The sequence below is a fragment of the Terrimicrobium sacchariphilum genome (assembly GCF_001613545.1).
Classification (GTDB): Bacteria; Verrucomicrobiota; Verrucomicrobiia; order Chthoniobacterales; family Terrimicrobiaceae; genus Terrimicrobium; species Terrimicrobium sacchariphilum.
This window is the reverse complement of the sequence record NZ_BDCO01000002.1, coordinates 2996608-3017628: the sequence shown is the minus strand read 5'-3', so window position 1 is coordinate 3017628 and position 21021 is coordinate 2996608. Positions and strand designations below refer to the sequence as shown.

Here is a 21021-nt window from a genome sequence, read left to right as displayed (position 1 = left end):
GTATGTCAACGAGGGGATTCACCCTCATGGAAGTGCTGGTGGCCACGGCTGTCTTCGCCTTTGCCGTGCTAGGGTTGCTTTTTGCTCTCAATGTCACCACCGACGCCGCTCGTGAGACCCTGCGTCAGCAGGCCATTCGCACCGAGCTGCAGAACCGTCTGGCCCGTCTTTCTGCCCCGCCTTTCATCGCCGGTCGCCAGACGGAGGACCGCGATGGCATCACCTATACCTCGGAGATCACCAGCGAGCAGATCAAAGCCGCCGACCTGACCTTGATGGGAGGGTATTGGCGTATCCGTGTCACTGCGGCCTGGAAGGAGAGTGGCAAAAACTATGAATGGGATGTCTCCCATCTCGCCTTCAATGCGAAGCAATAGTCCCCGACGCGCCTTTACTCTCGTTGAGGTGCTCATTGCCATGGTGGTGTTCATGCTGCTCGTGGGAGGCATTTTTACCGTCGTCACCGTCTCGACCATCTCAGCGCGCGAAGTCACCACCATGCGGCTCCAGGGCGCCCGTATCGACTCTTTTCAGGCGCTCCTCCGCACGCTCTTCGTCAATCTCCCGCCCGATGCCCGCATCGACCTGCGTGTGCGTGATGCCAAGGGTGGCCCGGCGGTGGAGTTGCTCATCTTTCCGGCGCCGGATTTCATGGACTTTCAGACTGGCGGAACCGGAGCCGGTCTTGCCATCGCGGCCCTGCCCGATGGGCGTGGCGCCTTCACGATCTCCATGGCCAACTTTCGCTCGCCCATCGGTGAGGAGCGCGAAAAGGAGATCGCAGCTGCCACGTGGATTCCGCTCCTGCCCGACGTTCGTTCAGTACGGTGGAGATTCGGCCTTGCCGGGCAGCCTATCCTCCAGGAGACATGGGATGGCAACTCGGGCCGCCCGGTCTTTGTGGTTTTCGAGCTGACCCTTACCGATGGCTCGACATCGGAGTTTACTTTTGGCGTTCCCATTCTGACCCGGGCCTCCGATCGCCCGCCTCGCGACCGATGACCGCCCACCTCGACCTCAGGCTTTCGCGTGGCGCGGCGCTGCTCATTACCTTGTGGTGTGTCGCCATCGTGGCCATCGTCGTTGTGACACTCGCGCGCGTGGTGGATGCCGACGTCGACACCGAGAAAGTGCGGGCAAAGCGCTTCGAGGCACGTGAGTTCGCACTCTCTGGCATGGCTCACGGGATGAACCCCAAGCTGGAGCGCGACAGCGAGTTCTTTAACCAAACTCTTCCCTCCGGTGGCGAATGGCACGTCCGGATTGTCGGAGAAGCTTCCCGGATCAACATCAACACCGTTCTCGCCGACCGGGACAGCCACATCCTTGAGCGTCTCTTTCGTCTTTGGGGACTCTCCGATGAGGAGGTGCGAATCGTCACGGATTCCCTTGGCGACTGGGTGGATCGCGACGGCCTCGCACGTCTCAACGGCGCGGAGAGAGAGCAACTCCTGGGACAGGACCAGTATTCGCTGCCGGAAAATCGTAACTTTCGTTCCGTCAATGAGATGTCGCGCGTGCGCGGAATGGATGCAGTGGCCCGCGTGAAACCCGATTGGAAAGATTTTTTCACCGTCTACGGTAATGGAAAGATCGACATTCAGGATGCCTCCGCGGATGTGCTGGAGGCCGCTGGCCTGACCGCTACGCAGGCTGAAGCTGTTCTCGAGATCCGCAATGGGGGCGACCGACTTCCCGGCACTCCAGATGATCCCACGATCAAGGATATAAGCTGGATCGCCGAGGCTGCCGGGATCGATCCTGAGCGGGCAGCGACCATGCTCCAGAATTTCCAACTCACCTCCGAGCCGACACGGGTCGAAAGTGTTGGAATCCTCGGTGGAACCCGCTACCGCATCACCTCTGTGCTCGACCGCAAGCAGGGCACTCCGTTTAGTTGGGAGGAGGAATGAGTAAAAAGGCCACAGGCATCCGCGTCGTGCGGCAATGGTGCAACGGCTGGGAGCGATGGGAGTCGATCCCGTCGACCCCCGTCGTACGTTCGCTTGAGCTGGCCGTGGCTGGGGAAGGCGATCTTTTTGCCGTGCCTGCCCGGCAAGTGGTGGCCGTGCCGTTGTGGCTGGACTCCGATGATCCAGCTGTGGTCGAGGCCTCGGTTCTTCTGGAGCTGGAGGTAAGGGGATTTGCCTCCGAAGGCGCCCTGGCCGACGTCTCCGTACGTGAGGTCACCAAGGAAAATGGACGTACGCTGGTGGTGGTGTCTGTCTTCCCGTCGGATTTCGAAAAGAGATTTCCCGACGTTGCCGCGCAGCGCTACGAGGTGTCGGCATCGTTGCTTCCACTCGATGAAGATGCGCTGACGGTCTGGCGCGAGGGCGGGGAAATCGTAGCCGCCTACACGCGCGGAAAGACGCTGGTTTACTGGACGACCTGGGACGCTGCTGCCACCGGGAGGGAAATTCAGACCTGGCTGAAATCCACCACCCTCGGGCTCCTGGCTTCCGGGTTCATCTCCCGACGTCCGGCTCAAGTGGTGGTCGATGATGGTTTCAATGTCTCTGACCTTGGATTTGAGTTCATTCCTGTCGTTCGCCCGCTCGGCCCGCCAGCGCTGGAAATGGTGAAGTGTGACTGGAGGCCTGCCTCTGCCGTGGAGGCGGAGCGGCGCAGGCTGGGGCGCGCCCAGTTCCGGCGCATCGGGCTGGCTGTCGCTGTCGCCTACGCGCTTCTCGTGTTCATAGCGGGTGGATATCTTGTCTGGCTCAATATTCAGGGCACGCGACTCTCGGCCGATATCGACTCGCTCCGCGCGGAGGCGACACAGATCCAGCCCATGATCCGACAGTGGCAATCTGTTGGCCCCAGCATTGACTCGAGGCGGTTTCCGCTGGAGATCCTGCGTCAAGTCGTTGAGAGCCTGCCACCGCAAGGCATTCGCCTGACCATCTTTGATGTGACTCCCGAGCGTATCACCGTGGAGGGAGAGGCCATCTCCGCATCGCACGCCGCCAAATATTTCGAAACGGTCTCCCATCAGAGCGGGATGACCGATATTGACTGGCAGATGCCACCCCCGGCGCTCTTGCCCAACAACACCGCACGATTTCAGATCGTCGGCACATCGCGATGAGAAGGCTCAGTCCCAGCGAAACCCGCCTGCTTGTGATCTTCGGGTGCGTTGTTGCACTCATCGTCAATCTTTTCGTCCTGCGCTGGTATGTGGGTGCCCGTAATGCGGCGCTCGCCCGACTTTCCGACCTCCGTGCGATGGGTGTCGAGTATCGCTCGGTGGTTGCCGAGCGCCCGATCTGGGAGGCTCGCCAGCGCTGGATGGAAGGAAACCCACCCCAGGCCTACGCTGGATGGCAGACGGAATCCGCGTTTGCCGAGGAGATACAGAAAAGCCTGCAAAAGGAGGGCATAACCATTGATTCCCAGAGCCTCCGCGAGTCCCGTCACGAAGGCGATCTCGTCCGGATGGAACTGGAACTCAGCCTCAAGGCGGACCTCGAGCATATCGTCCGCTGGCTTTACTCGATTCAGCAGCCTGGTCGCTACATCGTCATTGAGGAGATGAACCTCAAGTGCCTCGATAAAGGTGACACAATGATTGTTCGCTTGCGTGTCACCAAGATCGGAAAGATGGAAGGAGTCGCCAAGTCGTCATGATCTCCCGCCTTTCCGTGATGGTTCTGCTTTCTGCTGCGTTCGTCGATGTCACCATGGCCGAGGAGCCGGTCGACTTTACCCCCGAGACGCGTGACCTGGCCTATTATCGGATCATCTGGGAGAAATCTCCGTTCGTTGCCCGCACGTCCGATGCTGCAGCTCAGGGACCGGCCCTGGCGCAGAGATTTGCGCTTACCGGCCTCGCCGCCCTCGGAGACCGCCAGCTCATTTTTCTCCTCGATCGCAACACGCTCACCCGTGTCGTCGTGGGCAATGGCAAGGACCAGTCCGGAGTGCAAATCGTCTCCATTCAGAATCCCGACCGTCTCAAGGAAGCCGCCGTCACCATCCGGCTGGGCAATGAGGAGGCCACGCTGAAGTACGATCCCGGCGTCGCTCAGGTCGCCAATCAACCTGCTCAGCCGCCCGCCCCTATTGGCCCTGGGGGAGGCCCTCCCGGCATGGGGGGGCAACCTCCAGCTCAGGCAGCCTCGCAGAATCCGGGATCCGCACCCCAGCCGCAGGCTCCCCGGCAAATCAATCGCCGTCGTCTGATTAATTTCGGCAACCAAACCAACACCAACCGATGAGACCTCTCCTCGCCGCTCTTGTTTTCATCCTGCTTGCATCCTGGGCCATGGCCCAGATGCCTGCACCCGGCACCACTACCTCCAGTCCGCGGGACACCAAGCTGCAACTGCCTAATAACCCGATCAGCGACGTGCTGGAGTTTTACGAGGCTCTGACAAAAAAGCGCCTGATCCGCGACGCCACCCTCACCGGGCCCAATCTCTCCATTGAGGCTCCCGACTTTGTCACTCGTGAGGAGGCGATCAGCATGATCGAGGCCGCCCTTCTGCTCAACGGGTACTCCATCGTTCCCGTCGACGACAATACGGTGAAGATCCTCGGCAGCACCAAGCAGCCACGCAGCGAGGCTGTGCCGCTTTTCTCCGGACCGGCCTCCAGCCTGCCGAATAACGATCAGGTCATCTCCTACTTCATGCCACTTTCGCACATCTCCAGCGACGAGGCGGTGAATGTCTTCAACTCCTACGTCGTCCTGCGCTCGTACGGCTCGATCATTCCTGTACCGAACGTGAATGCCGTGGTCATCACGGAGAATGTTCCTCTGGTGAAACGTCTTATCGACCTGCGCAAGGTCATCGATGTGCAGGGTGCCACGACGCTTACCGAGTTTTTTCCGCTTCAGCGGGCCGATGCCACCAAGGTGCAGGACATGCTCGGCGCGATCTTTGAGAATTCCGGCTCCCCCTCCGCTCCCCGTCCCGCCGCTCCACCCGCAGGGGGCGCGCCCACGACATCCAATGCCACCGCCATCAAGGCCGCCGGAGGCAACGGCGTGCAAATATTTGCCGACGTCCGCACCAATCGCGTCCTTGTCATCGCCCCGGAGAAGCAGATGCCCTACATCCGTAAGCTCATCGCCGACCTGGACGGAGCAGCCTCCTTCGAGGAACCCTATGAACGTTTTCTGAAGTTCGTACGTGCGGCGGATGTACTTCCCGTCCTCGCCAACATGCTTACCGACGATCCTGAGAAGCAGAAGGAGTTTGAGTCGGAACAGCAAAACAACAGGATGTCGGACCAGAGCAGTCCATATAATAACAATAATAACACGAATAATAACGGTCAGAATGGTTCAGGGGGCTTCGGCCAGGGCGGCGGGGGTGTGTCTGGCGGGACCAAGCCGGACAAACTCGTGGATCCAAATGAAAGTACCGCTCCGCTTTCCAAGATCGTGGGTAATGCCCGCATCATTGCAGATCGCAGCGTGAATAAAATCATCGTCATCGGCCCTCCAGAGAGCCGCAATCGCGCTGCAAGAGTACTCGATCTTCTCGACCAGCAGCCCAAGCAAATCTACCTCGCAGTGGTCATTGGGCAATTGACTCTGGGGGATGGTATTGAGGCGGGTGTGGATTATCTCATTCATACAGATAACCTGAAGATCCTTGGCCAGGGAACGGCAGCCAATTTGGGAAATCTGATTCAAGGGCGTAGTGCTTCGATTGATGTCGTTCCCGGCACGTCCAATGTCGTCTCTGCTGCCGCCGATGCTGCCGCTACTGCTTCGCAGGTCGCGAGTACCGCTCTTCCACTTCTCTCTGGGCTCACGGTTTTTGGCTCATTCGGAGATTCGGTCGACGTGCTGGTGCGTGCGCTCGGAACGAGCAATAAGTTCGAGGTTATCTCCCGTCCGGTTGTTTATACGGTGAATAACAAGAAAGCCGTTATTAGCTCCGGTCAACAGGTGCCAGTTCCCACCAGCACCCTCACGTCCGCCATTTCTTCGAATGTTGCCACGGACTCTACGGCGCTCCAATCGAACATCGACTACAAGGATGTCGTATTGAAGCTGGAGGTTATCCCGCTCATCAATTCCGAGAACGAGGTTACCCTCACGATCGCTCAGCAAAACGACAATGTGCAGGAGCAGGTGCAGATATCCAATAACAGCGTCCCGGTCATCGGCACGCAGGAACTGCGCACGACTGTCACCGTGCCGAATCGCAACACCGTGGTTCTCGGCGGACTCATCACTGATCAGGAGACTCGTATTCAAACAGGCATCCCGTTTCTCAAGGACGTCCCCGGTCTCGGCTATCTCTTCTCCACGACGAAGAAAGATGTCACACGCCGCGAGCTCATTGTCATGATCCAACCTTTCATCATCGACAGTGACGCGAAGCTCAAGGAGGCCAATATGATTGAACGGGGCAATACGAGCTTCCAGTCCAGCATGTACGAGGACAAAATTCCCGTCCGCAAGGCCATCCTCCCCGACACCCCGCGTGCCGAGCAGCAGCGCAAGGCCGAGGAGGCCCGGCAGAAACAGGAGGAGGCTGAGCGCAAGGCCGCACAGCGCCAGCTCAAGCTCCAGCAAAAGCAGCAACAGGCCAACTGACCCATGCTAGGCGGCGATTCACTCGTGGAGTTCTTCAGCCGGGCCGGTGAGGAGTCGGGCTTTCCTGACATCACCGAGATTCGCACCCGCGTCGCATCCGCGCTCCAACTCCAGCAGTCGCCCATCCGCAGCGTTCTGGACATCACCGGGCTGCCGGAAACCGAGTTTCTGCACTCACTTGCCAATCAGCTCGGTGTGGAGTGGTTCGCCCCGTCGAATACCCTCGATCCGCAGAACGAGCATTTTCCCGCCAGGCTCGCGCTGAGGTATCACCTTGTCCCGATCACGATGGCCAAGGCGCATATCACCCTCGCGGGGTATGATCCACTGGACATCGTGGCGCTGTCCGCCGTGCGCCAGGCCTTTCCGCAGCACCGCGTACAGTTTGTCGCCTCGACGCGCAAGTTCGTCGTCAATGCCATCCGTGAGCGCTACGGCGTCGGCGCGGAGACCTTTGAGGAGCTCCTCGAGGGCCGCCAGGACCTCGACCACCTGGAAGCCACCGAGGAGGTGAACGTCCTCGACAGCGAGGACTCGGAGGCCTCGGTGATGAAGTTCGTCAACCAGATCATGCGAGAGGCGCTGAACGAGCGCGCCACTGATATTCACGTCGAGCCGCTGGGCACCGACCTCCGCATCCGCTACCGCATTGACGGTGTCCTTCACGAGGTTCCCGTCCCCCAGAAGATCAAGCTCCTCCAGGCCTCCGTTCTTTCGCGTATCAAGATCATGGCGGGCCTCGACATTGCCGAGCGCCGCATCCCGCAGGATGGTCGCATCAACCTCGAACTCTCCGGCAAACCCATCGATGTCCGCGTGGCTACCATTCCGTCGGTCACCGGCGAAACCATCAGCCTCCGGTTGCTGGGGCAGGAACGTTTTGACTTTTCCCGGCTCGGTCTCGATGAAGCCTCCGAGAATGTCATTCGCGGCCTCCTCGCCATGCCCAATGGCATCGTTCTCGTTACCGGCCCCACCGGCTGCGGCAAGTCGACCAGCCTTTATACCTTTCTCTCGTCGCTCAATACCAAGGAGCGCCGCATTGTCACCATCGAGGACCCGGTGGAAAACAAGCTCCCTGGTGTGATTCAGATCGCCGTTCGTCCGGAGATCAACCTCACCTTTGCCAACGCCCTGCGCAGTGTGCTCCGTGGTGATCCCAATGTGATCATGGTCGGCGAAATGCGCGACCTGGAAACCGCGGAGATCGCTGTACGCTCAGCCCTCACCGGTCACCTCGTTTTCAGCACCCTGCACACGAATGACGCCGTTGGTGGTATCACACGGCTCATGGATGTCGGCGTCGAGCCGTTCCTCATCAGTTCTGCCGTCCGGGCCTTCATCGCCCAGCGTCTGGTACGTCGCCTCTGCCATGAGTGCCGCCGCCCGGTCTCGCCAAAGCAGTGGGAGTCCGCCGGTCTTTTTGTCCCGGACGGCCATCTGGTCTATGAACCCGGCGGCTGCGAGGCCTGTCGCGGCACTGGCTACCGCGGCCGCACCGCGCTTTATGAAATCTGCCTCGTGAGCCCCAATCTCCAGGAGCTCATCCAGCAAAAGGCCACCTTCAAGAATCTCCGCCGCCTCGCCCGCGAGGAGGGTATGATCACTCTGCGCGAGTACGGCTGGATGCGCGTGCGTGACGGCTTGACGTCGCCCGCCGAGGTGCTTCGCGTGACCAGCGCCGAATCGGAGGTTGCCGCCGAGAGCTGACGATGGAAACCTTTTCCTACAAGGCTGCTGGTCCTGGCGGGGTGGAGTCCGGCACGTTGCAGGCCCGTTCCAAGGCCGAAGCCTACCAGCGTTTGATTTCCCGCCAGCTTCGCCCGATCGCCATCGAACGTGCAGGCGAGGGAGGAGATACGACTGCGGTGAAAAGATCTCCTGGCGCGGTCGAGTTTACAGGACGACTTTCCGCGAATGAGCTCCTCCTTTTTACCGAGGAGCTTTCGGAGCTTCTCGACTCCGGCCTCCAGCTTGATCCCGCTTTGCGGGTGATGGAGTCGAGCAAGGACAGCCCCAACATCGCCAAGGCCTCTGCTTTTCTCCGTCAGGAGGTGCGCGATGGGGTGAGTTTTTCCAATGCCCTTCGGCGCTGTGGCACCGGATTCTCCGAGCTTTTTTGCAGCACTGTCGCCGCAGGCGAGGCCGCCGGGGCTCTGCCCAAGATCCTCAAGCGCCAGTCCGAGTACCTTGCGGTCATTCTCGACCTGCGCAAGCGCATCGTCGCCGCGCTCATCTATCCGAGCATCGTTTTTGCCGCAGGCATACTGCTTATGGTCATCTTTATGACCTTCCTCCTGCCCCAGCTCACCGTCCTGCTCGGCAAGACTGGAAAAAAGCTTCCCCTCATGACGCAGATGATGATCAACACGAGCGACTTCATCACGCACTACGGCATCTTCGTTCTCGCTGCTCTGGTCGCCCTCATCATCGGTTTCTGGGGGTGGAAACGCAGCGCTGAGGGGCGGGCGACATGGGACCAGTTCAAACTTCGCATTCCACTCATCGGTGGCATCCTCACCGGTAAGTTCCTTGCTGAGTTTTGCCAGACCCTTGCCACCCTCCTGAACAATGGCGTCACGCTGCTCAATGCCCTCACCCTATTCCAGCACGCCACGGGCAACGTCTATCTTCAGAAACTCCTCTCGGCGATCGTCGAGAGAGTGGGCGAGGGGGCTTCCCTCGCCGCCACCCTGCGCAGCCAGCCCTTCTTTCCCGGCATGCTTTGCGATATCGTCACCGTGGGCGAACAAAGCGGCGACCTTGCAGCCTCTCTCCAGCGCGGTGCCAAGCGCTACGATCGGGAGTTTGCGCACCAGATCGAGCGTCTCACCGCCTTTATCCAGCCGCTCACCATTTTCGTCGTTGCCATCTTCGTCGGCGTGGTCGCCTATTCCATGATCACGGGTATCCTATCGTCCGTCGCCAGCCTTCGACCGCAATGATGCGACTGCTTCTCGCGTTCCTCTTGTTGCCCTGCGCACTCTTCGGCGCGTCGACGCGGGCAGAGCTGATTTTCAACATTCAGTCGGCGATCAAGACGCAAAACTCCGCCGCCCTCGCGCAATGTTTCAACTTCGATGGCGCTGATGATGCCACCCGCAAGGCCTACGCCCGAGTCATCAAGAGCATGTGCACCTGGCCCGACCCCATGGTGCAAACCTCGGAGCGCAATGGCACTGGCCAGCTCAAGATGACGAAGGACGGGCGACCAGTGCATCTCAATGGCGACTGGACCTTTCAGGTGCATCTCTACGCTTCTCCCGACAAAAAACAGGGATTCGTTTTCCCCGCCGGGCAGGTGCGCGGTGATTATTACATATTGCTAGCTATCCCGGATTAGGCATCACGACAGGCCTGAGGGGTTTGTTACAAAACCGTAACCTGTGGCCGTTTGACCGGTTTTAGCGCGCACGGTCAGATTAGGCGTTCATGCCTAGGCCGTGTTTTCACAGTTCAACTCTCCGCCGCGCTCGCGTCGTCGGTACGTCGCTTCGCTGCGGCGTGCTCGCTGGCCTGTGCCTCTCGGGGGTGTTGAGTCTGCCTGCCTCGGCTCAGGAAACCACTGCGCCTGCTCAGGAGCAACCTTCTGCCGATCAGCAGGCTGCGCCACAGCCGCCTGCCGAGGACGCGACTCTCTATATCCGTGAATATCGCGTGGTGGGGTCGAAGGCGCTGGATCGGGGTTCAGTTGAGGAGGCGGTCTATGGCTATCTCGGGCCGGGTCGCACGGCGCAGGATGTGGAAGGTGCTCGCGCCGCGCTGGAGAAAACCTATCGCGACAAGGGCTTTCAGACGGTTTCGGTTAGCGTTCCGATGCAGCGCGCCGCTAATGGCGTTGTCTTTCTTCAGGTCACCGAGGCTCCTGTCGGGCGTCTCCGCATCAACGGGTCGCGCTTCTACGATATTAACAAGATCAAGGCCCGGGTTCCTTCGCTGGCCCAGGGCACTTTGCCAAACTTTAACAAGGTGGAGCGGGAAATCATTGCACTCAACCAATCCGGCGATCTCCAGGTTACGCCCTCTCTCGCTGCGGGCGTCATGCCCGGCACGGTCGATGTGAATCTCGTTGTTAAGGACAAGTTTCCGCTGCACGGGAGTGTGGAGTTGAACAACCGCTACAGCGCGAACACGACGCCGCTGCGGCTGGATTTGAGCCTGCGGTATGACAACCTGTGGCAGCTGGGACACACGATCGGGTTTGGATTTCAGATCGCACCGCAGCGGATTCAGGACGCGCTGATTTATTCCGGGTATTACATCGCGCCGGTGCCGGGGGTGGACTGGCTGAGCGTGATGGCGCAGGCCATCCGGCAGAACAGCAACGTGTCGACCCTGGGTGGTTCCGCCGTGGCGGGAAATGGCTCGGTCATCGGCGGGCGGTTGCTCTTCGACCTGCCGGGGAAAAAGGGCTTTTTTCACTCGGCGAGTTTCGGGGCGGATTACAAGGACTTCACGCAGGACCTGAGCATCAACGGGGCAACGACGGGATCGCCGATCCAGTATTTTCCGTTCTCGCTCAGCTACACGGCGGCGTGGGTGGGGAAGAACTACCAGACGGAGTTTAGCGGAGGGGTGACGTGGAGTTTTCGGGGGATCGGCAGCGACGAGACGGATTTCGACAACCGCCGGTACGCGTCGGACGCGAGCTTCTTCTACTTCCGAGGCAGCCTGGGCAACACGCTGGATCTTCCATGGGGCTTCCAGGCGTATGGACTGGTTCAGGGACAGGCCAGCGCGCAGCCGCTGGTGGATACCGAGGAGTTTGCGCTCGGCGGTTTGAACACCGTGCGCGGGTATCTGGAAAGTGCGGTGCTGGGCGACAGCGCCTTTGCCGGAACGCTGGAGTTGCGGAGTCCGTCGCTGCTGTGGTGGGCGCCGGAGGGCAACGAATGGCGGGTGTTTGGATTCCTCGACGGAGGCGTGGCCTGGGTAAACGACCCGCTGCCCGAGCAGCAGGACGAGTTCAGTCTGGCGAGCGCGGGGTTCGGCAGCACGATCAAGCTCTTTGAACACCTCAACGGCTCAGTGGTGCTGGGAGTGCCATTCATCACGCAAAGCCCGAACACGGCGTACGACCCGCTGCTGTCGTTCCGGGTCTGGGGAGAACTGTAAAAATTTCTATGCAGGTAAGAACATTCATAATGACCATGGCCATGCTGGGGGTGACCCTTGCAACGGGAAGCGCGTGGTGGGACAAGGACTGGACGGCGCGCAAATCGTTCACGATCGACCCGACGGCGCAGGGCGGAGACATCTCGGAGCCGGTGGGTCCGGGCGTGGTGCTGGTGAGGCTGCACAGCGGGAATTTCAACTTTGGAGCCGTCAAGGAGGATGGAAGCGACCTGCGGTTCGTGGCCGAGGACGACAAGACCGTGCTGCCGCACCAGATCGAGAAATGGGACGGGCTGCTGAACGAAGCCTTCGTCTGGGTCAAGGCGCCCGAGATCAAGCCCGGGGCGAAAACAACCTTCTGGCTCTACAGCGGGAATGCCGAGGCCACGGCGCTCGACGCCAAGGCCGTCAAGGGCACGTACGACGCCGACACCGTGCTGGTGTATCACTTTGCCGGAGCCGGAGCGCCGCAGGACGCGAGCGAAGCAGGCAATACGGCGGAAAACGCCGGGACGGCGTCCGAGGGAGCGCTCATCGGTGGCGGCCTGCGCCTGCTGGGAGCGAATCCGCTGGTTTTGCCGGGATCGAGTTCGCTGGAATGGTCCGACGGCCAGGCCTTTACGTGGTCGGCGTGGATCAAGGAAAGCACGCCCGCGGCGAACGCGACCCTCTTCAACCGCACGGCGGGTGGCAATGGCTTCCGCATCGGAGTCGACAACGGCGCGCCGTTTGTGGAAGTGACCGACGCCAGCGGAGTCAAGCGCACGGCAGCAGGCCAGCCGCTGCCCGCCGCGACCTGGAAGAACCTCGCGGTCGTTTCCGATGGAGCGAAAATCAAGCTGCTCGTCGACGGCGCGGACTACGCCACGCTCGACGCCAAGGTGCCCGCCATCAACGGCCCGTCCTATCTGGGTGCGACCGGCCCCGATGCCACCGGCGGATTCGTGGGCGAGCTCGACGAACTTGTCATCTCCAAGATCGCACGTCCTGTCGGCTGGGTGAAATTCACAGCGATCAACCAAGGCGGAAGCGACGCCAGCACGAAGCTGCTCGTTCCCGGCGAAGACGAGGGCGGAGAAGGCCATAGCACGCTCGACAACATCATGGAGCACGTGTCGATCTTCGGCGACATCAGCAAGTCGCTCACCTTCGACGGCTGGGCGGTCATCGCCCTGTGCTCGATCATGGCCATCCTCGGGTGGACCGTGGCGGTGCAGAAGTTTGTCTATCTCAACCAGGTCAAGAAAGGCACCGACCAGTTCATCCAGCAGTGGGAGGAGGTGTCTTCCGACCTGACGAAGATCGACCACGCTGACGAGGCCAGTGTGAAGGCTCTCGGCGGAGCCAGCGTCAAGCAGCAGAAGCTCATGCTGCAAAGCCCGCTCTATCACATCTATCACATCGGCTCGCAGGAGATCAGCCACCGCATCAAGGAAGACAAAAACAAGGGACTCTCCGCGCGGTCCATCCAGGCGATCCGGGCCAGCCTCGAGGGCGGCCTCGTACGCGAGGTGCAGAAGCTCAACGGCAAGCTCGTTTTCCTGACCATCAGCATCGCAGGCGGTCCCTATCTCGGACTGCTCGGCACGGTCATAGGCGTTATGATTACGTTTGCGACCATCGCCAAGACGGGCGAGGTGGAAGTCAATTCCATCGCCCCCGGCATCGCGGGCGCGCTTCTCGCCACCGTCGCTGGTCTGCTCGTGGCCATTCCGGCGCTCTTTGCCTACAGCTACCTGAGCACCCGCATCAAGGAAACGGTCAGCACGATGCAGACCTTCATCGACGAGTTCGTGACCAAGATGGCGGAGTTCTACCCCACGCCGGAATAAGGAAATGGACGCCGGAGGAGACAACAAGAGTTACGACGACATCAACGTCACGCCGATGGTGGATCTCTACCTCGTGCTGCTACTGATCTTCATCATCATGACGACGGCGGGCGTGCAGGGCGTGAAGGTCGATCTCCCGAAGGCAAGCAAGAGCCCGGCGCTGGAAGGTCCCAAGAGCAAAGCCATCACGGTGAACAACGAAGGAAAGATTTTCCTCGATACCGTGCCCGTGACGCTGCCCGAGTTGGAGCAAAAGCTCAGCCAGCACAAGGCGAAGTTCCCGGATTTTCCCGTCGTCATCCGCGGCGACCGGCTCACGCATTATCAGGGCGTGATGGACGTTCTCAACGTCGTTGGGCGCCTCGGGCTGACCAAGGTCGGCCTCGCCACCGAAGCCAGCAAATAGACCCTCATGCAGGACGAAGACACACCCACATTCTTTCAGCGCTACCGCGTGATCATCATCGCGGTGGGCGTGCTGGCGCTTGTCGTCGGCGGATGGGTCGTCTTCGGACCGAAGGAAGGCAAGAAGCGCAAATCGACCGCCAGCGTGATGAGCATCATGCCGCCGCTGCCGCCCCCGCCGCCACCACCAACCCCTCCGCCGCCGACGCCGCCCCCGCCGCAGGAACCGCCGCCGGAGCAGACCAAACAGCCTGAGTTTCAACCCGAGGAAAAACCCGCGCCCGAGCCGCCGCAGCCGCCCGACAATCCGCCGCCCGCAATGGGCACGGCGTTGCAGGGCGATGGCCCCAACAGCTTTGGCCTGTCCGGCACCGGCAACGGTCTCATCGGAGGCCGTGGCAATGGCAAGGGCGGGGGAGGCGGAACCAAATACGGCTGGTACGCCGGGCAGGTCCAGGCCCGCGTGCTCGAGGCGATGCAACGGCATCGCAAGCTGCGCAGCTCGGCCTTGACCGTGCAGGTGCGGATCTGGGCCGACAGCAACGGGCGCGTGACGCGCGCCAAGGTGAGCGGGACGAGCGGAGACGCCGCCATCGACCAGGCCCTCGAGCGCGAAGTGCTCACGGGTCTGCAACTCAGCCAGCCGCCGCCTGACGGGATGCCCATGCCCATCGTGATGCGCATCACCGCGCGCCGACCCAATTAGTTTTCATGAAGAGACAGACCAACCCACGCCGAATGATGAATTGCCTCCTCCTGCTTGCGGGTGGAGTAGCTCCGCTCATCGGCGCGCATGCTCAGGATTCTGCCCGTCCGGCTCCGTCGCCCATCATCAATCAGAGCGGCGGACGCACCCGCATCATTTTCGATTACGCCGAGCCCACTCCGGCCGCCGCCCCGACGGCCACCCCGGTCGCGACCCCGACCGCCTCGACCTCATTGTCCACCCCCGAGCCGTGGCCGCTCGGCACCCCGGTGCCCACGGCCACCCCGGAAGCGACTCCGGCTCCAGACGCGATTTCCACGCCGGAACCCGCCGCAACCCCCGAGCCCGTGGCTACGCCGACCCCGGCGCCTCTTGCCGCCACGACTCCGGTTTATCTTAACACCCCGACACCGAAACCGCTGATCGACTTTACGCCGACCCCGGCCAGTCCTGTGGCCGAGGCAACACCTGTGCCTTCGCCGGTTGAAACGACGCCAGCACCTGCCGTGGCGGAAGCGACGCCCGCTCCAGTTGCGCCGACCCCGGCTGTCGCCGAGGCCATCGCGGCCCCGAGCGTTGCCCCTGTCGTTAGCGAAGCCACTCACACACCTGCACCGAGTGCTCCGGCAGTGGCCGAAGCCACCCCCGCGCCGACGCCGGAGGAAACCCCGGTGGATCAGCGCCCGGCGGAAGTGTTCCCGAATCCCGCCAGACAGCAGGCCGTTGTCACATCGCCGACCCCGTCGGTTGCACCCGCCCCGGCTACACTGGATTCCGCATTTCCTGCTCCCACCGCACCGCCGCAACCTGTCGCCGCGATTAAACCGCAGCCGGTTGAAGAACCTGCTCCGCAGGCTCCCGCCGCGCCAGCGCCTCAGCCCGCACACACCGCCGCCGCACCGCAAAACGAGCCGGTGCCCGACGTCGCCGCAGCCGCCGAGTCCGCCAACCTCGCTTTGCCCAGCGCGCAGGACAAGCGTCCCGCCTCTGAGAGCGTGACGATCAACCTCATCAACAAGCTCGTTCAGCGCGGCCTCCTCACCAAGGAGGATGCCAAGGACATGATCGCACAGGCCGAGGCGGAAGCCGAAGCCACCCGCGCGCAAGCCCAGGCCGACATGTTTGCCATCGCGCAGGTCGCCGCCGCCCAGGCCGTGAGCGATCAGGGCGCAGTCGCGCAAGCGCAGGCCGGACCCACGCCATCCGACAGCGATGTGCGCGTGACCTACATCCCCGAGCCGGTCAAAACGCAGATTAAAGAAGACATCAAAATGGAGCTGGTCAACGAGAGCCGCGCCTCCGGCAAGCCGCTGCTCGGCGGTCCGAATGTCGCGAGCTTCCTCCCTGCCTGGGTCAACCGCGTCCATCCCTTCTTTGACCTGCGCCTGCGCTACGAAGGCATCTTCTATCCCGATGGCAACGACGTGACCGGCGCGTTTCCGAACTTCAACGCCATCAACACCGGCCAGCCCTTCAACACCGCAGGCGACCAGTTTTCGCCGCAGTACAACGCCGATCAGAACCGCAACCGCTTCCGCATCCGCGTACGTGGCGGAGCCGAGATGGATCTGACGGATAACTTCACCACCGGATTTCGCATCGCCACCGGCGAGACGAATTCCCCGGTGACGACCAACCAGACCATCGGCCTGAACAACAACGGACAGGGCGGCCAGTTCAGCAAATACGCCATCTGGCTCGACCGTGCCTATCTGAAATACGAAGTCAGCGCGAAGGATGACGACCGCAGTCTCTCCGTCATCGGCGGTCGTTTCGATAATCCCTTCTTCAACACCTCGCTCATCTGGGATGACGACCTCGGCTTTGACGGCGCGGCCATGGTGGCGCGCTACCAGGTCTTCGACGGGTTTACCCCATGGCTCGTGGGCGGAGCCTTCCCGGTCTACAACACCGACCTGAACTTCTCGTCCAACCAGCCGCAGAAGTTCGCCAGCTACGACAAGTTCCTCTTCGGCGGCCAGCTCGGCTTTGACTGGTCTCCGGCCAAGGACTGGAAGGTGAAGTTTGGCGCGGCCTACTACTACTTCTACAACATCGAGGGCAAGCTCTCCGATCCCTACACACCGCAGAACATTAACGACGCGGGCAACACGGACAACAGCCGTCCGTCCTTTGCCCAGAAGGGCAATACCTACATGGCCCTGCGCAACATCGTGCCGGATGCAAGCAACGATTATGGCACAATCAACCAGTGGCAGTACTACGGACTCGCGACGAAGTTCCAGGACTTCACCGTGACCGCGCGTATTGACTACAATGGCTGGGAACCCGTCCAGGTTTCGCTCATCGGCGAGTACGTCCAGAACCTCGCTTTCAACAGCAGCGCGATCAACGAGATCGCGGTCAATAACCGTGGCGCGGTTGATACGACCGAGCTGGACAACATCGGCGACTTCGAGGGCAGCCCGTACGGCTGGAACGTCGAGCTGCGCGTCGGCACGCCTGCGCTGGCCAAGGCGTGGGACTGGTACATTTCCGGCGGCTACCGCTACATCGGCTCCGACTCCGTGGTCGACGGGTTCAACGATTCCGACTTCGGCCTCGGAGGCACCAATATGCAGGGCTACACCGTCGGTGCAGCCGTCGCGCTAAACCCCAATGTCTGGCTGGCCGTGCGCTGGTACGGCGCGGAAAACATCGCCGGTCCGACCTACAAGGTCGACGTGTTCCAGTTCGACCTCAACGCCAAGTTCTAATGAAAAAGATATTAGCCGTCCTGTTGTTGCTTAGCCCGGCGCTGCTCCATGCGGCGGGCGCGGAGGAGGGAGACCCCGTGGTCGCCAAGCTCCGCGAAGCCCTGCGCAACACCATGCTCCAGATGCGCGACGTGCAAGGTCAGCTCGCCAACGCCCAGGCCGCCCAGATCGCCAGCGACGCCAAGGTGAAGGAACTCACCGCCCAAAACGACAAGCTGACCAGGCAGATGATCGAGGACAAGAACGCCTCGACCAATTCGATCGCCGAGCTCAACACCCGGCTGGAGGAGCAGGGCGTCGTCATCCAGAAGCTCAACGCCACCGTCGACCAGTGGAAGCGCGGTTACAACGAAGCCACCGCGCTGGCCCAGAAGAAGGAGGCCGAGCGGGCCAAGGCCGCCGCGCAGATCATCAAGCTCGACCGCATCGTGGCCGACCAGCAGATCAAGAACGTCCAGATGTACAAGGTCGGTACCGAGATCCTCGACCGTTACGAGAAGTTCGGGCTTGGCGAGGCCATCCTCGCCCGCGAGCCGTTTGTCGGCATGACGCGGGCGAAGTTCCAGACCCTCATGCAGGATTATCAGGACAAGCTCGTCGACCAGCGTATTTCCAGTACCAGCAGCAGTACCACCAGCCCAACTTCCAGCAGCCATGAAAGCAGTAACCATTAGCATCCTCCTCCTCGCCGCCGCGTTGACCGCGCGCGCGCAGGACGCCACCACCATCATCGCCAAGGTCGGCGACACCGAGCTCAAGGCCAAAGACCTCGCACCCTACCTCGCGTCCCTTTCCGCCGATGACCGCGCCGCCCTGACCAGGAACCCCGCCCTCCTCAACCAGGTCGTGCGTTCGTTGATCCTTCAGCAGGTGCTGCTCAAGGAAGCCCTCTCGGCCAACTGGGACAAGCGCCCCGAGGTCGTCGAGCAGCTTGAGCGTTTGCGCAAAAACGCCATCGCCGAGGACTACCTCGTCACCGTCGCCAAGGTGCCCGACAACTACCCCGGCGAAACCGAGATCAAGGCCGCCTACGACGCCCGCAAGGATCAGCTCCAGCTCCCCAAACAATACCAGCTCGCCCAGATCTTCATCGGAGCCGATGACGCCAACGGTCAAGCCAACCTTGACGCCGTAACCAAGGCGCTCAAGGCCGCCAATGCCGACTTCGCCGCCATCGCCAAGGACAAGAGCCAGGAAGCCCAAAGCGCCGCGCGCGGAGGGGAAATCGGCTGGCTCACCGCCGCCGCCGTCCAGCCCGAGCTCCGCGACCGCCTCGCCAATGCCAGCAAGGGCGCCGTCACCGAGGCCATCCGCCTCCCCGACGGCTGGCACATCATAAAAGTCCTCGACGTCCGCGAACCCCGCACTGCCACCCTGGACGAAGTCAAACCCCGCCTCATCGAAGTCCTCCGCACCGAACGCGCCAAATCCAACCGCGAAGCCTACCTCGCCCAACTCCAGCAAAAGAACCCCGTCTCCCTCAACGAACTCGCTCTGGACACACTGATATCGAGAGAGACCGGTAAATAGTGATGCCTAACCCAAGATCTTCACCGGCTTGCCTTGGATGGTTTTCTCCACGCACGGACAGATTTCTTCTTGCAGAGCAAGACGGCTCTGCTGGTCTCCTGTCTCTATCTTGGTTTTCAACGCCTCGAACTCTTCGGGCATGGAATTGAGGCACTCGTGAGCTGATTCCTATTCTGCTGGAGTTTGCCGTCTCGGGGAGAATAGGGCTTTTTAGTGGGACTTTTTTGGGATGCTTTTAAAGCTTTTCCGGTCGTTTTCTAGCCATTCCTATCGTTTCGACAACCTTTTGAAAATTCTCCATGAATCACTGATCTTTAGGAGATTAAGGTGGGGTGACCGACGGGACTCGAACCCGCAACAGCCAGAACCACAATCTGGAGCTCTACCATTGAGCTACGGCCACCATTGCGAACCAGCGCCGTGAGGCGATGGGTGGGAGAGAATCCTGTGTTTGTCGCCGATTGTCAACGCGTTGTTGCGTCTAGACGGCAAAAAAGAGCGGCCCCGTCGAACGTACCGACGAGACCGCTTCTACTCGGGGGAAGTTATTTTCGCCACCCGAAGGTCGAGGGATAGACCGTGATCGGCTGGGTTTGGATCACGGGCGGTGGCACGCGATAGACAGGCGCAGCCACTGGAGCGTAGCTCGGGACGGTGGAAAATCCTGTGGTGCCGGGTTGGGAAACCACGACGACAGATGGCCCCCAGGCGTAAAAAGCGGGGGAGGGACATCCGTAATAGGTGCTGATCGGGCGGCAGACGACAGGCGCCGGAGCGCAAATCGGAGCCGGGCGGCAAACTGGCCCCGTATTGATGGAAATAGCGAACTGTGGGCCGCCTGCAAAAGCGGTCGTAGCAGCGGCGAGAGCCAGAAATCCCACGATCGCCGATTTCGTTTTCATAGGTGTCTCCAGACGAGTATAGTAAACACCATGGCAGCCCGCTTTTCAACCGGGTTCTGGATGGCCCTCGCTCTAATTGCGATCGGCTTCCTCTCGGGGTGTGCCTCGGTGAAGTCCACCGAGCAGTTTTACATCCCGTATACGATGAAGGCGTATCCGCCCAAGCCACCGGATGCCTTTATCCCGATCATCGGCAAGCCGCCGAGGGACGGCTACACCACTATAGGTCGGCTGGCTTTTCAGAGCTACAATGGGTGGAACTTCATGCGCAAAAGCATGATCTACAATGCCCAGATCCATGGCGCGGATGCGGTCGTCTTGAAGGATGTCAGCAGCAACACGCAGACGGCGTATTTTCAGGTGCCGCCACAGTTTGATTACGTCCCGGTGACGGGTACGTACTGCAAGAACGGGAAGTCCTACACGTACACGAATTTTGTTCCCGTTTACCAACCGGGCTACGTCCAGCCCTATACGAATACGATCACCGCGATTGACGCAGAGATGATCGTATTGAAGAAATAGACCCCAGTCCCATGAGCCAGAACCCTCTCGACCGCAGCAATTTCACCCGCCCGCAACTCCGCCCTCCAGGGGATGCCGACAAGGTGCTCCTGCATTCGTGTTGCGCCCCGTGCTCGGGCGAGGTGATGGAGGCGATCAAGGCCTCGGGCATCGACTATACGATCTATTTCTACAACCCAAACATCCATCCCCGCGAGGAGTACGACCTGCGCAAGGAGGAGAATATCCGCTTCGCCGAGAAGAACGGCATTCCCTTCATCGACGCCGATTACGATGTGGATGATTGGTTTGTGCGGGCCAAGGGCATGGAGTGGGAACCGGAAAAGGGCGCACGGTGTACGATGTGTTTCGATATGCGGTTTGAACGCACGGCGCTTTACGCCCATGAGAATGGCTTCTCCGTCATCACAAGCTGTCTCGGCATTTCCCGATGGAAGAGCATGGAGCAGATCAATGAATGCGGGGAGCGCGCGGCGGCAAAGTACCCCGGTCTGACCTACTGGACCTACAACTGGCGCAAGCAGGGCGGTTCGCAGCGAATGCTCGAGATTTCCAAAGAGGAGCGGTTTTACATGCAGGAATACTGCGGGTGCATCTACTCGCTCCGGGATTCCAACAAATGGCGCGTCGCCCAGGGGCGGCCCAAGATCGTTATCGGGGAAAAGTATTACGGGCCCGAGGTGGACAGCCAGCCCGCCGCCTGAAGGGCAGCATTGCCCTCGGGCAAGCG

At 61.0% G+C, this 21021-nt stretch carries 21 protein-coding genes and 1 tRNA gene; 19 read left to right on the top strand and 3 right to left on the bottom strand.

All coding sequences use genetic code 11. The annotated features are described in order from the left end of the window. Window positions 1–2: 2 nt before the first annotated feature. The 17 genes from TSACC_RS14180 to TSACC_RS14095 all read left to right on the top strand — a co-directional run bounded on the left by TSACC_RS14180 (window position 3) and on the right by TSACC_RS14095 (window position 18864). Window positions 3–377: a type IV pilus modification PilV family protein gene (locus TSACC_RS14180; RefSeq protein ID WP_169809647.1), complete on the top strand. Its 375-nt coding sequence runs from the start codon at window positions 3–5 to the stop codon at window positions 375–377. Beyond that, window positions 364–1002 carry a type II secretion system protein gene (locus TSACC_RS14175; protein WP_075079899.1) on the top strand — a complete coding sequence of 213 codons (639 nt, stop codon included), beginning with the start codon at window positions 364–366 and terminating at the stop codon, window positions 1000–1002. Before TSACC_RS14180 ends, TSACC_RS14175 begins: the two co-directional genes overlap by 14 nt. Next, a complete protein-coding gene (locus TSACC_RS14170) occupies window positions 999–1913 on the top strand; it encodes a type II secretion system minor pseudopilin (protein WP_075079898.1) in 915 nt (304 codons plus the stop codon). Before TSACC_RS14175 ends, TSACC_RS14170 begins: the two co-directional genes overlap by 4 nt. Continuing rightward, window positions 1910–3091: a PilN family protein gene (locus tag TSACC_RS14165; RefSeq protein WP_075079897.1), complete on the top strand. Its 1182-nt coding sequence runs from the start codon at window positions 1910–1912 to the stop codon at window positions 3089–3091. Before TSACC_RS14170 ends, TSACC_RS14165 begins: the two co-directional genes overlap by 4 nt. Then, the gene (locus TSACC_RS14160) at window positions 3088–3630 is read left to right on the top strand and encodes a GspMb/PilO family protein (RefSeq protein ID WP_153811433.1); all 543 of its coding nucleotides are present in this window, start codon (window positions 3088–3090) and stop codon (window positions 3628–3630) included. The genes TSACC_RS14165 and TSACC_RS14160 overlap by 4 nt, the downstream gene beginning before the upstream one ends. Then, a complete protein-coding gene (locus TSACC_RS14155) occupies window positions 3627–4220 on the top strand; it encodes a hypothetical protein (RefSeq protein ID WP_075079895.1) in 594 nt (197 codons plus the stop codon). The genes TSACC_RS14160 and TSACC_RS14155 overlap by 4 nt, the downstream gene beginning before the upstream one ends. Next, on the top strand, window positions 4217–6559 hold the full coding sequence (locus tag TSACC_RS14150) for a secretin GspD/PilQ domain-containing protein (RefSeq protein ID WP_075079894.1): 2343 nt from the start codon (window positions 4217–4219) through the stop codon (window positions 6557–6559). Before TSACC_RS14155 ends, TSACC_RS14150 begins: the two co-directional genes overlap by 4 nt. Window positions 6560–6562: 3 nt before the next feature. After that, window positions 6563–8269: a GspE/PulE family protein gene (locus TSACC_RS14145; RefSeq protein ID WP_084400474.1), complete on the top strand. Its 1707-nt coding sequence runs from the start codon at window positions 6563–6565 to the stop codon at window positions 8267–8269. Window positions 8270–8271: 2 nt separating this feature from the next. Then, complete coding sequence (locus tag TSACC_RS14140; RefSeq protein ID WP_075079893.1) at window positions 8272–9504, top strand: type II secretion system F family protein; 1233 nt, start codon at window positions 8272–8274, stop codon at window positions 9502–9504. Continuing rightward, window positions 9501–9902, top strand: coding sequence for a hypothetical protein (locus TSACC_RS14135; RefSeq protein ID WP_153811432.1), 402 nt, complete (start codon window positions 9501–9503; stop codon window positions 9900–9902). The genes TSACC_RS14140 and TSACC_RS14135 overlap by 4 nt, the downstream gene beginning before the upstream one ends. An 89-nt stretch (window positions 9903–9991) precedes the next feature. Continuing rightward, entirely contained in the window at window positions 9992–11674 is a 1683-nt protein-coding gene (locus TSACC_RS14130) for a ShlB/FhaC/HecB family hemolysin secretion/activation protein (protein ID WP_084400473.1), read from the top strand. Window positions 11675–11682: 8 nt separating this feature from the next. Further along, window positions 11683–13506, top strand: coding sequence for a DUF2341 domain-containing protein (locus TSACC_RS14125; protein WP_084400472.1), 1824 nt, complete (start codon window positions 11683–11685; stop codon window positions 13504–13506). Between the two features lie 4 nt (window positions 13507–13510). Further along, window positions 13511–13912 carry an ExbD/TolR family protein gene (locus TSACC_RS14120; RefSeq protein WP_075079890.1) on the top strand — a complete coding sequence of 134 codons (402 nt, stop codon included), beginning with the start codon at window positions 13511–13513 and terminating at the stop codon, window positions 13910–13912. A gap of 6 nt (window positions 13913–13918) precedes the next feature. After that, window positions 13919–14617 (top strand): TonB family protein, encoded by a 699-nt coding sequence (locus tag TSACC_RS14115; RefSeq protein WP_075079889.1) that lies wholly within the window; start codon window positions 13919–13921, stop codon window positions 14615–14617. Window positions 14618–14622: 5 nt separating this feature from the next. Continuing rightward, window positions 14623–17334, top strand: coding sequence for a putative porin (locus tag TSACC_RS14105; protein WP_237763980.1), 2712 nt, complete (start codon window positions 14623–14625; stop codon window positions 17332–17334). Further along, entirely contained in the window at window positions 17334–18008 is a 675-nt protein-coding gene (locus TSACC_RS14100; protein ID WP_153811431.1) for a phage major capsid protein, read from the top strand. Before TSACC_RS14105 ends, TSACC_RS14100 begins: the two co-directional genes overlap by 1 nt. After that, window positions 17989–18864 carry a peptidylprolyl isomerase gene (locus TSACC_RS14095; RefSeq protein ID WP_075079886.1) on the top strand — a complete coding sequence of 292 codons (876 nt, stop codon included), beginning with the start codon at window positions 17989–17991 and terminating at the stop codon, window positions 18862–18864. The genes TSACC_RS14100 and TSACC_RS14095 overlap by 20 nt, the downstream gene beginning before the upstream one ends. A 6-nt stretch (window positions 18865–18870) precedes the next feature. Here the strand turns inward: TSACC_RS14095 and TSACC_RS22555 are convergent, their stop codons facing one another. From TSACC_RS22555 to TSACC_RS14085, 3 genes are all read right to left on the bottom strand, one after another. Further along, window positions 18871–19005 carry a hypothetical protein gene (locus tag TSACC_RS22555; protein WP_269084879.1) on the bottom strand — a complete coding sequence of 45 codons (135 nt, stop codon included), beginning with the start codon at window positions 19003–19005 and terminating at the stop codon, window positions 18871–18873. Window positions 19006–19192: 187 nt separating this feature from the next. After that, window positions 19193–19267: transfer RNA gene (locus TSACC_RS14090), tRNA-His, on the bottom strand. A gap of 142 nt (window positions 19268–19409) precedes the next feature. Beyond that, on the bottom strand, window positions 19410–19766 hold the full coding sequence (locus TSACC_RS14085) for a hypothetical protein (RefSeq protein WP_075079885.1): 357 nt from the start codon (window positions 19764–19766) through the stop codon (window positions 19410–19412). Window positions 19767–19826: 60 nt separating this feature from the next. On the opposite strand from TSACC_RS14085, the gene TSACC_RS14080 reads away from it, so the two are divergent. After that, on the top strand, window positions 19827–20291 hold the full coding sequence (locus TSACC_RS14080) for a hypothetical protein (RefSeq protein ID WP_237763979.1): 465 nt from the start codon (window positions 19827–19829) through the stop codon (window positions 20289–20291). An 11-nt stretch (window positions 20292–20302) separates the two neighbouring features. Further along, window positions 20303–20995 carry an epoxyqueuosine reductase QueH gene (locus tag TSACC_RS14075; protein WP_075079883.1) on the top strand — a complete coding sequence of 231 codons (693 nt, stop codon included), beginning with the start codon at window positions 20303–20305 and terminating at the stop codon, window positions 20993–20995. Window positions 20996–21021: the final 26 nt, after the last annotated feature.

Excerpts from the sequence above, each read along its gene's own strand:
- TSACC_RS14180 (WP_169809647.1), top strand. The coding sequence starts at position 3 with ATGTCAACGAGGGGATTCACCCTCATGGAAGTGCTGGTGGCCACGGCT.
- TSACC_RS14175 (WP_075079899.1), top strand. The coding sequence starts at position 364 with ATGCGAAGCAATAGTCCCCGACGCGCCTTTACTCTCGTTGAGGTGCTC.
- TSACC_RS14170 (WP_075079898.1), top strand. The coding sequence starts at position 999 with ATGACCGCCCACCTCGACCTCAGGCTTTCGCGTGGCGCGGCGCTGCTC.
- TSACC_RS14165 (WP_075079897.1), top strand. The coding sequence starts at position 1,910 with ATGAGTAAAAAGGCCACAGGCATCCGCGTCGTGCGGCAATGGTGCAAC.
- TSACC_RS14160 (WP_153811433.1), top strand. The coding sequence starts at position 3,088 with ATGAGAAGGCTCAGTCCCAGCGAAACCCGCCTGCTTGTGATCTTCGGG.
- TSACC_RS14155 (WP_075079895.1), top strand. The coding sequence starts at position 3,627 with ATGATCTCCCGCCTTTCCGTGATGGTTCTGCTTTCTGCTGCGTTCGTC.
- TSACC_RS14150 (WP_075079894.1), top strand. The coding sequence starts at position 4,217 with ATGAGACCTCTCCTCGCCGCTCTTGTTTTCATCCTGCTTGCATCCTGG.
- TSACC_RS14145 (WP_084400474.1), top strand. The coding sequence starts at position 6,563 with ATGCTAGGCGGCGATTCACTCGTGGAGTTCTTCAGCCGGGCCGGTGAG.
- TSACC_RS14140 (WP_075079893.1), top strand. The coding sequence starts at position 8,272 with ATGGAAACCTTTTCCTACAAGGCTGCTGGTCCTGGCGGGGTGGAGTCC.
- TSACC_RS14135 (WP_153811432.1), top strand. The coding sequence starts at position 9,501 with ATGATGCGACTGCTTCTCGCGTTCCTCTTGTTGCCCTGCGCACTCTTC.
- TSACC_RS14130 (WP_084400473.1), top strand. The coding sequence starts at position 9,992 with ATGCCTAGGCCGTGTTTTCACAGTTCAACTCTCCGCCGCGCTCGCGTC.
- TSACC_RS14125 (WP_084400472.1), top strand. The coding sequence starts at position 11,683 with ATGCAGGTAAGAACATTCATAATGACCATGGCCATGCTGGGGGTGACC.
- TSACC_RS14120 (WP_075079890.1), top strand. The coding sequence starts at position 13,511 with ATGGACGCCGGAGGAGACAACAAGAGTTACGACGACATCAACGTCACG.
- TSACC_RS14115 (WP_075079889.1), top strand. The coding sequence starts at position 13,919 with ATGCAGGACGAAGACACACCCACATTCTTTCAGCGCTACCGCGTGATC.
- TSACC_RS14105 (WP_237763980.1), top strand. The coding sequence starts at position 14,623 with ATGAAGAGACAGACCAACCCACGCCGAATGATGAATTGCCTCCTCCTG.
- TSACC_RS14100 (WP_153811431.1), top strand. The coding sequence starts at position 17,334 with ATGAAAAAGATATTAGCCGTCCTGTTGTTGCTTAGCCCGGCGCTGCTC.
- TSACC_RS14095 (WP_075079886.1), top strand. The coding sequence starts at position 17,989 with ATGAAAGCAGTAACCATTAGCATCCTCCTCCTCGCCGCCGCGTTGACC.
- TSACC_RS22555 (WP_269084879.1), bottom strand. The coding sequence starts at position 19,005 with ATGCCCGAAGAGTTCGAGGCGTTGAAAACCAAGATAGAGACAGGAGAC.
- TSACC_RS14085 (WP_075079885.1), bottom strand. The coding sequence starts at position 19,766 with ATGAAAACGAAATCGGCGATCGTGGGATTTCTGGCTCTCGCCGCTGCT.
- TSACC_RS14080 (WP_237763979.1), top strand. The coding sequence starts at position 19,827 with ATGGCCCTCGCTCTAATTGCGATCGGCTTCCTCTCGGGGTGTGCCTCG.
- TSACC_RS14075 (WP_075079883.1), top strand. The coding sequence starts at position 20,303 with ATGAGCCAGAACCCTCTCGACCGCAGCAATTTCACCCGCCCGCAACTC.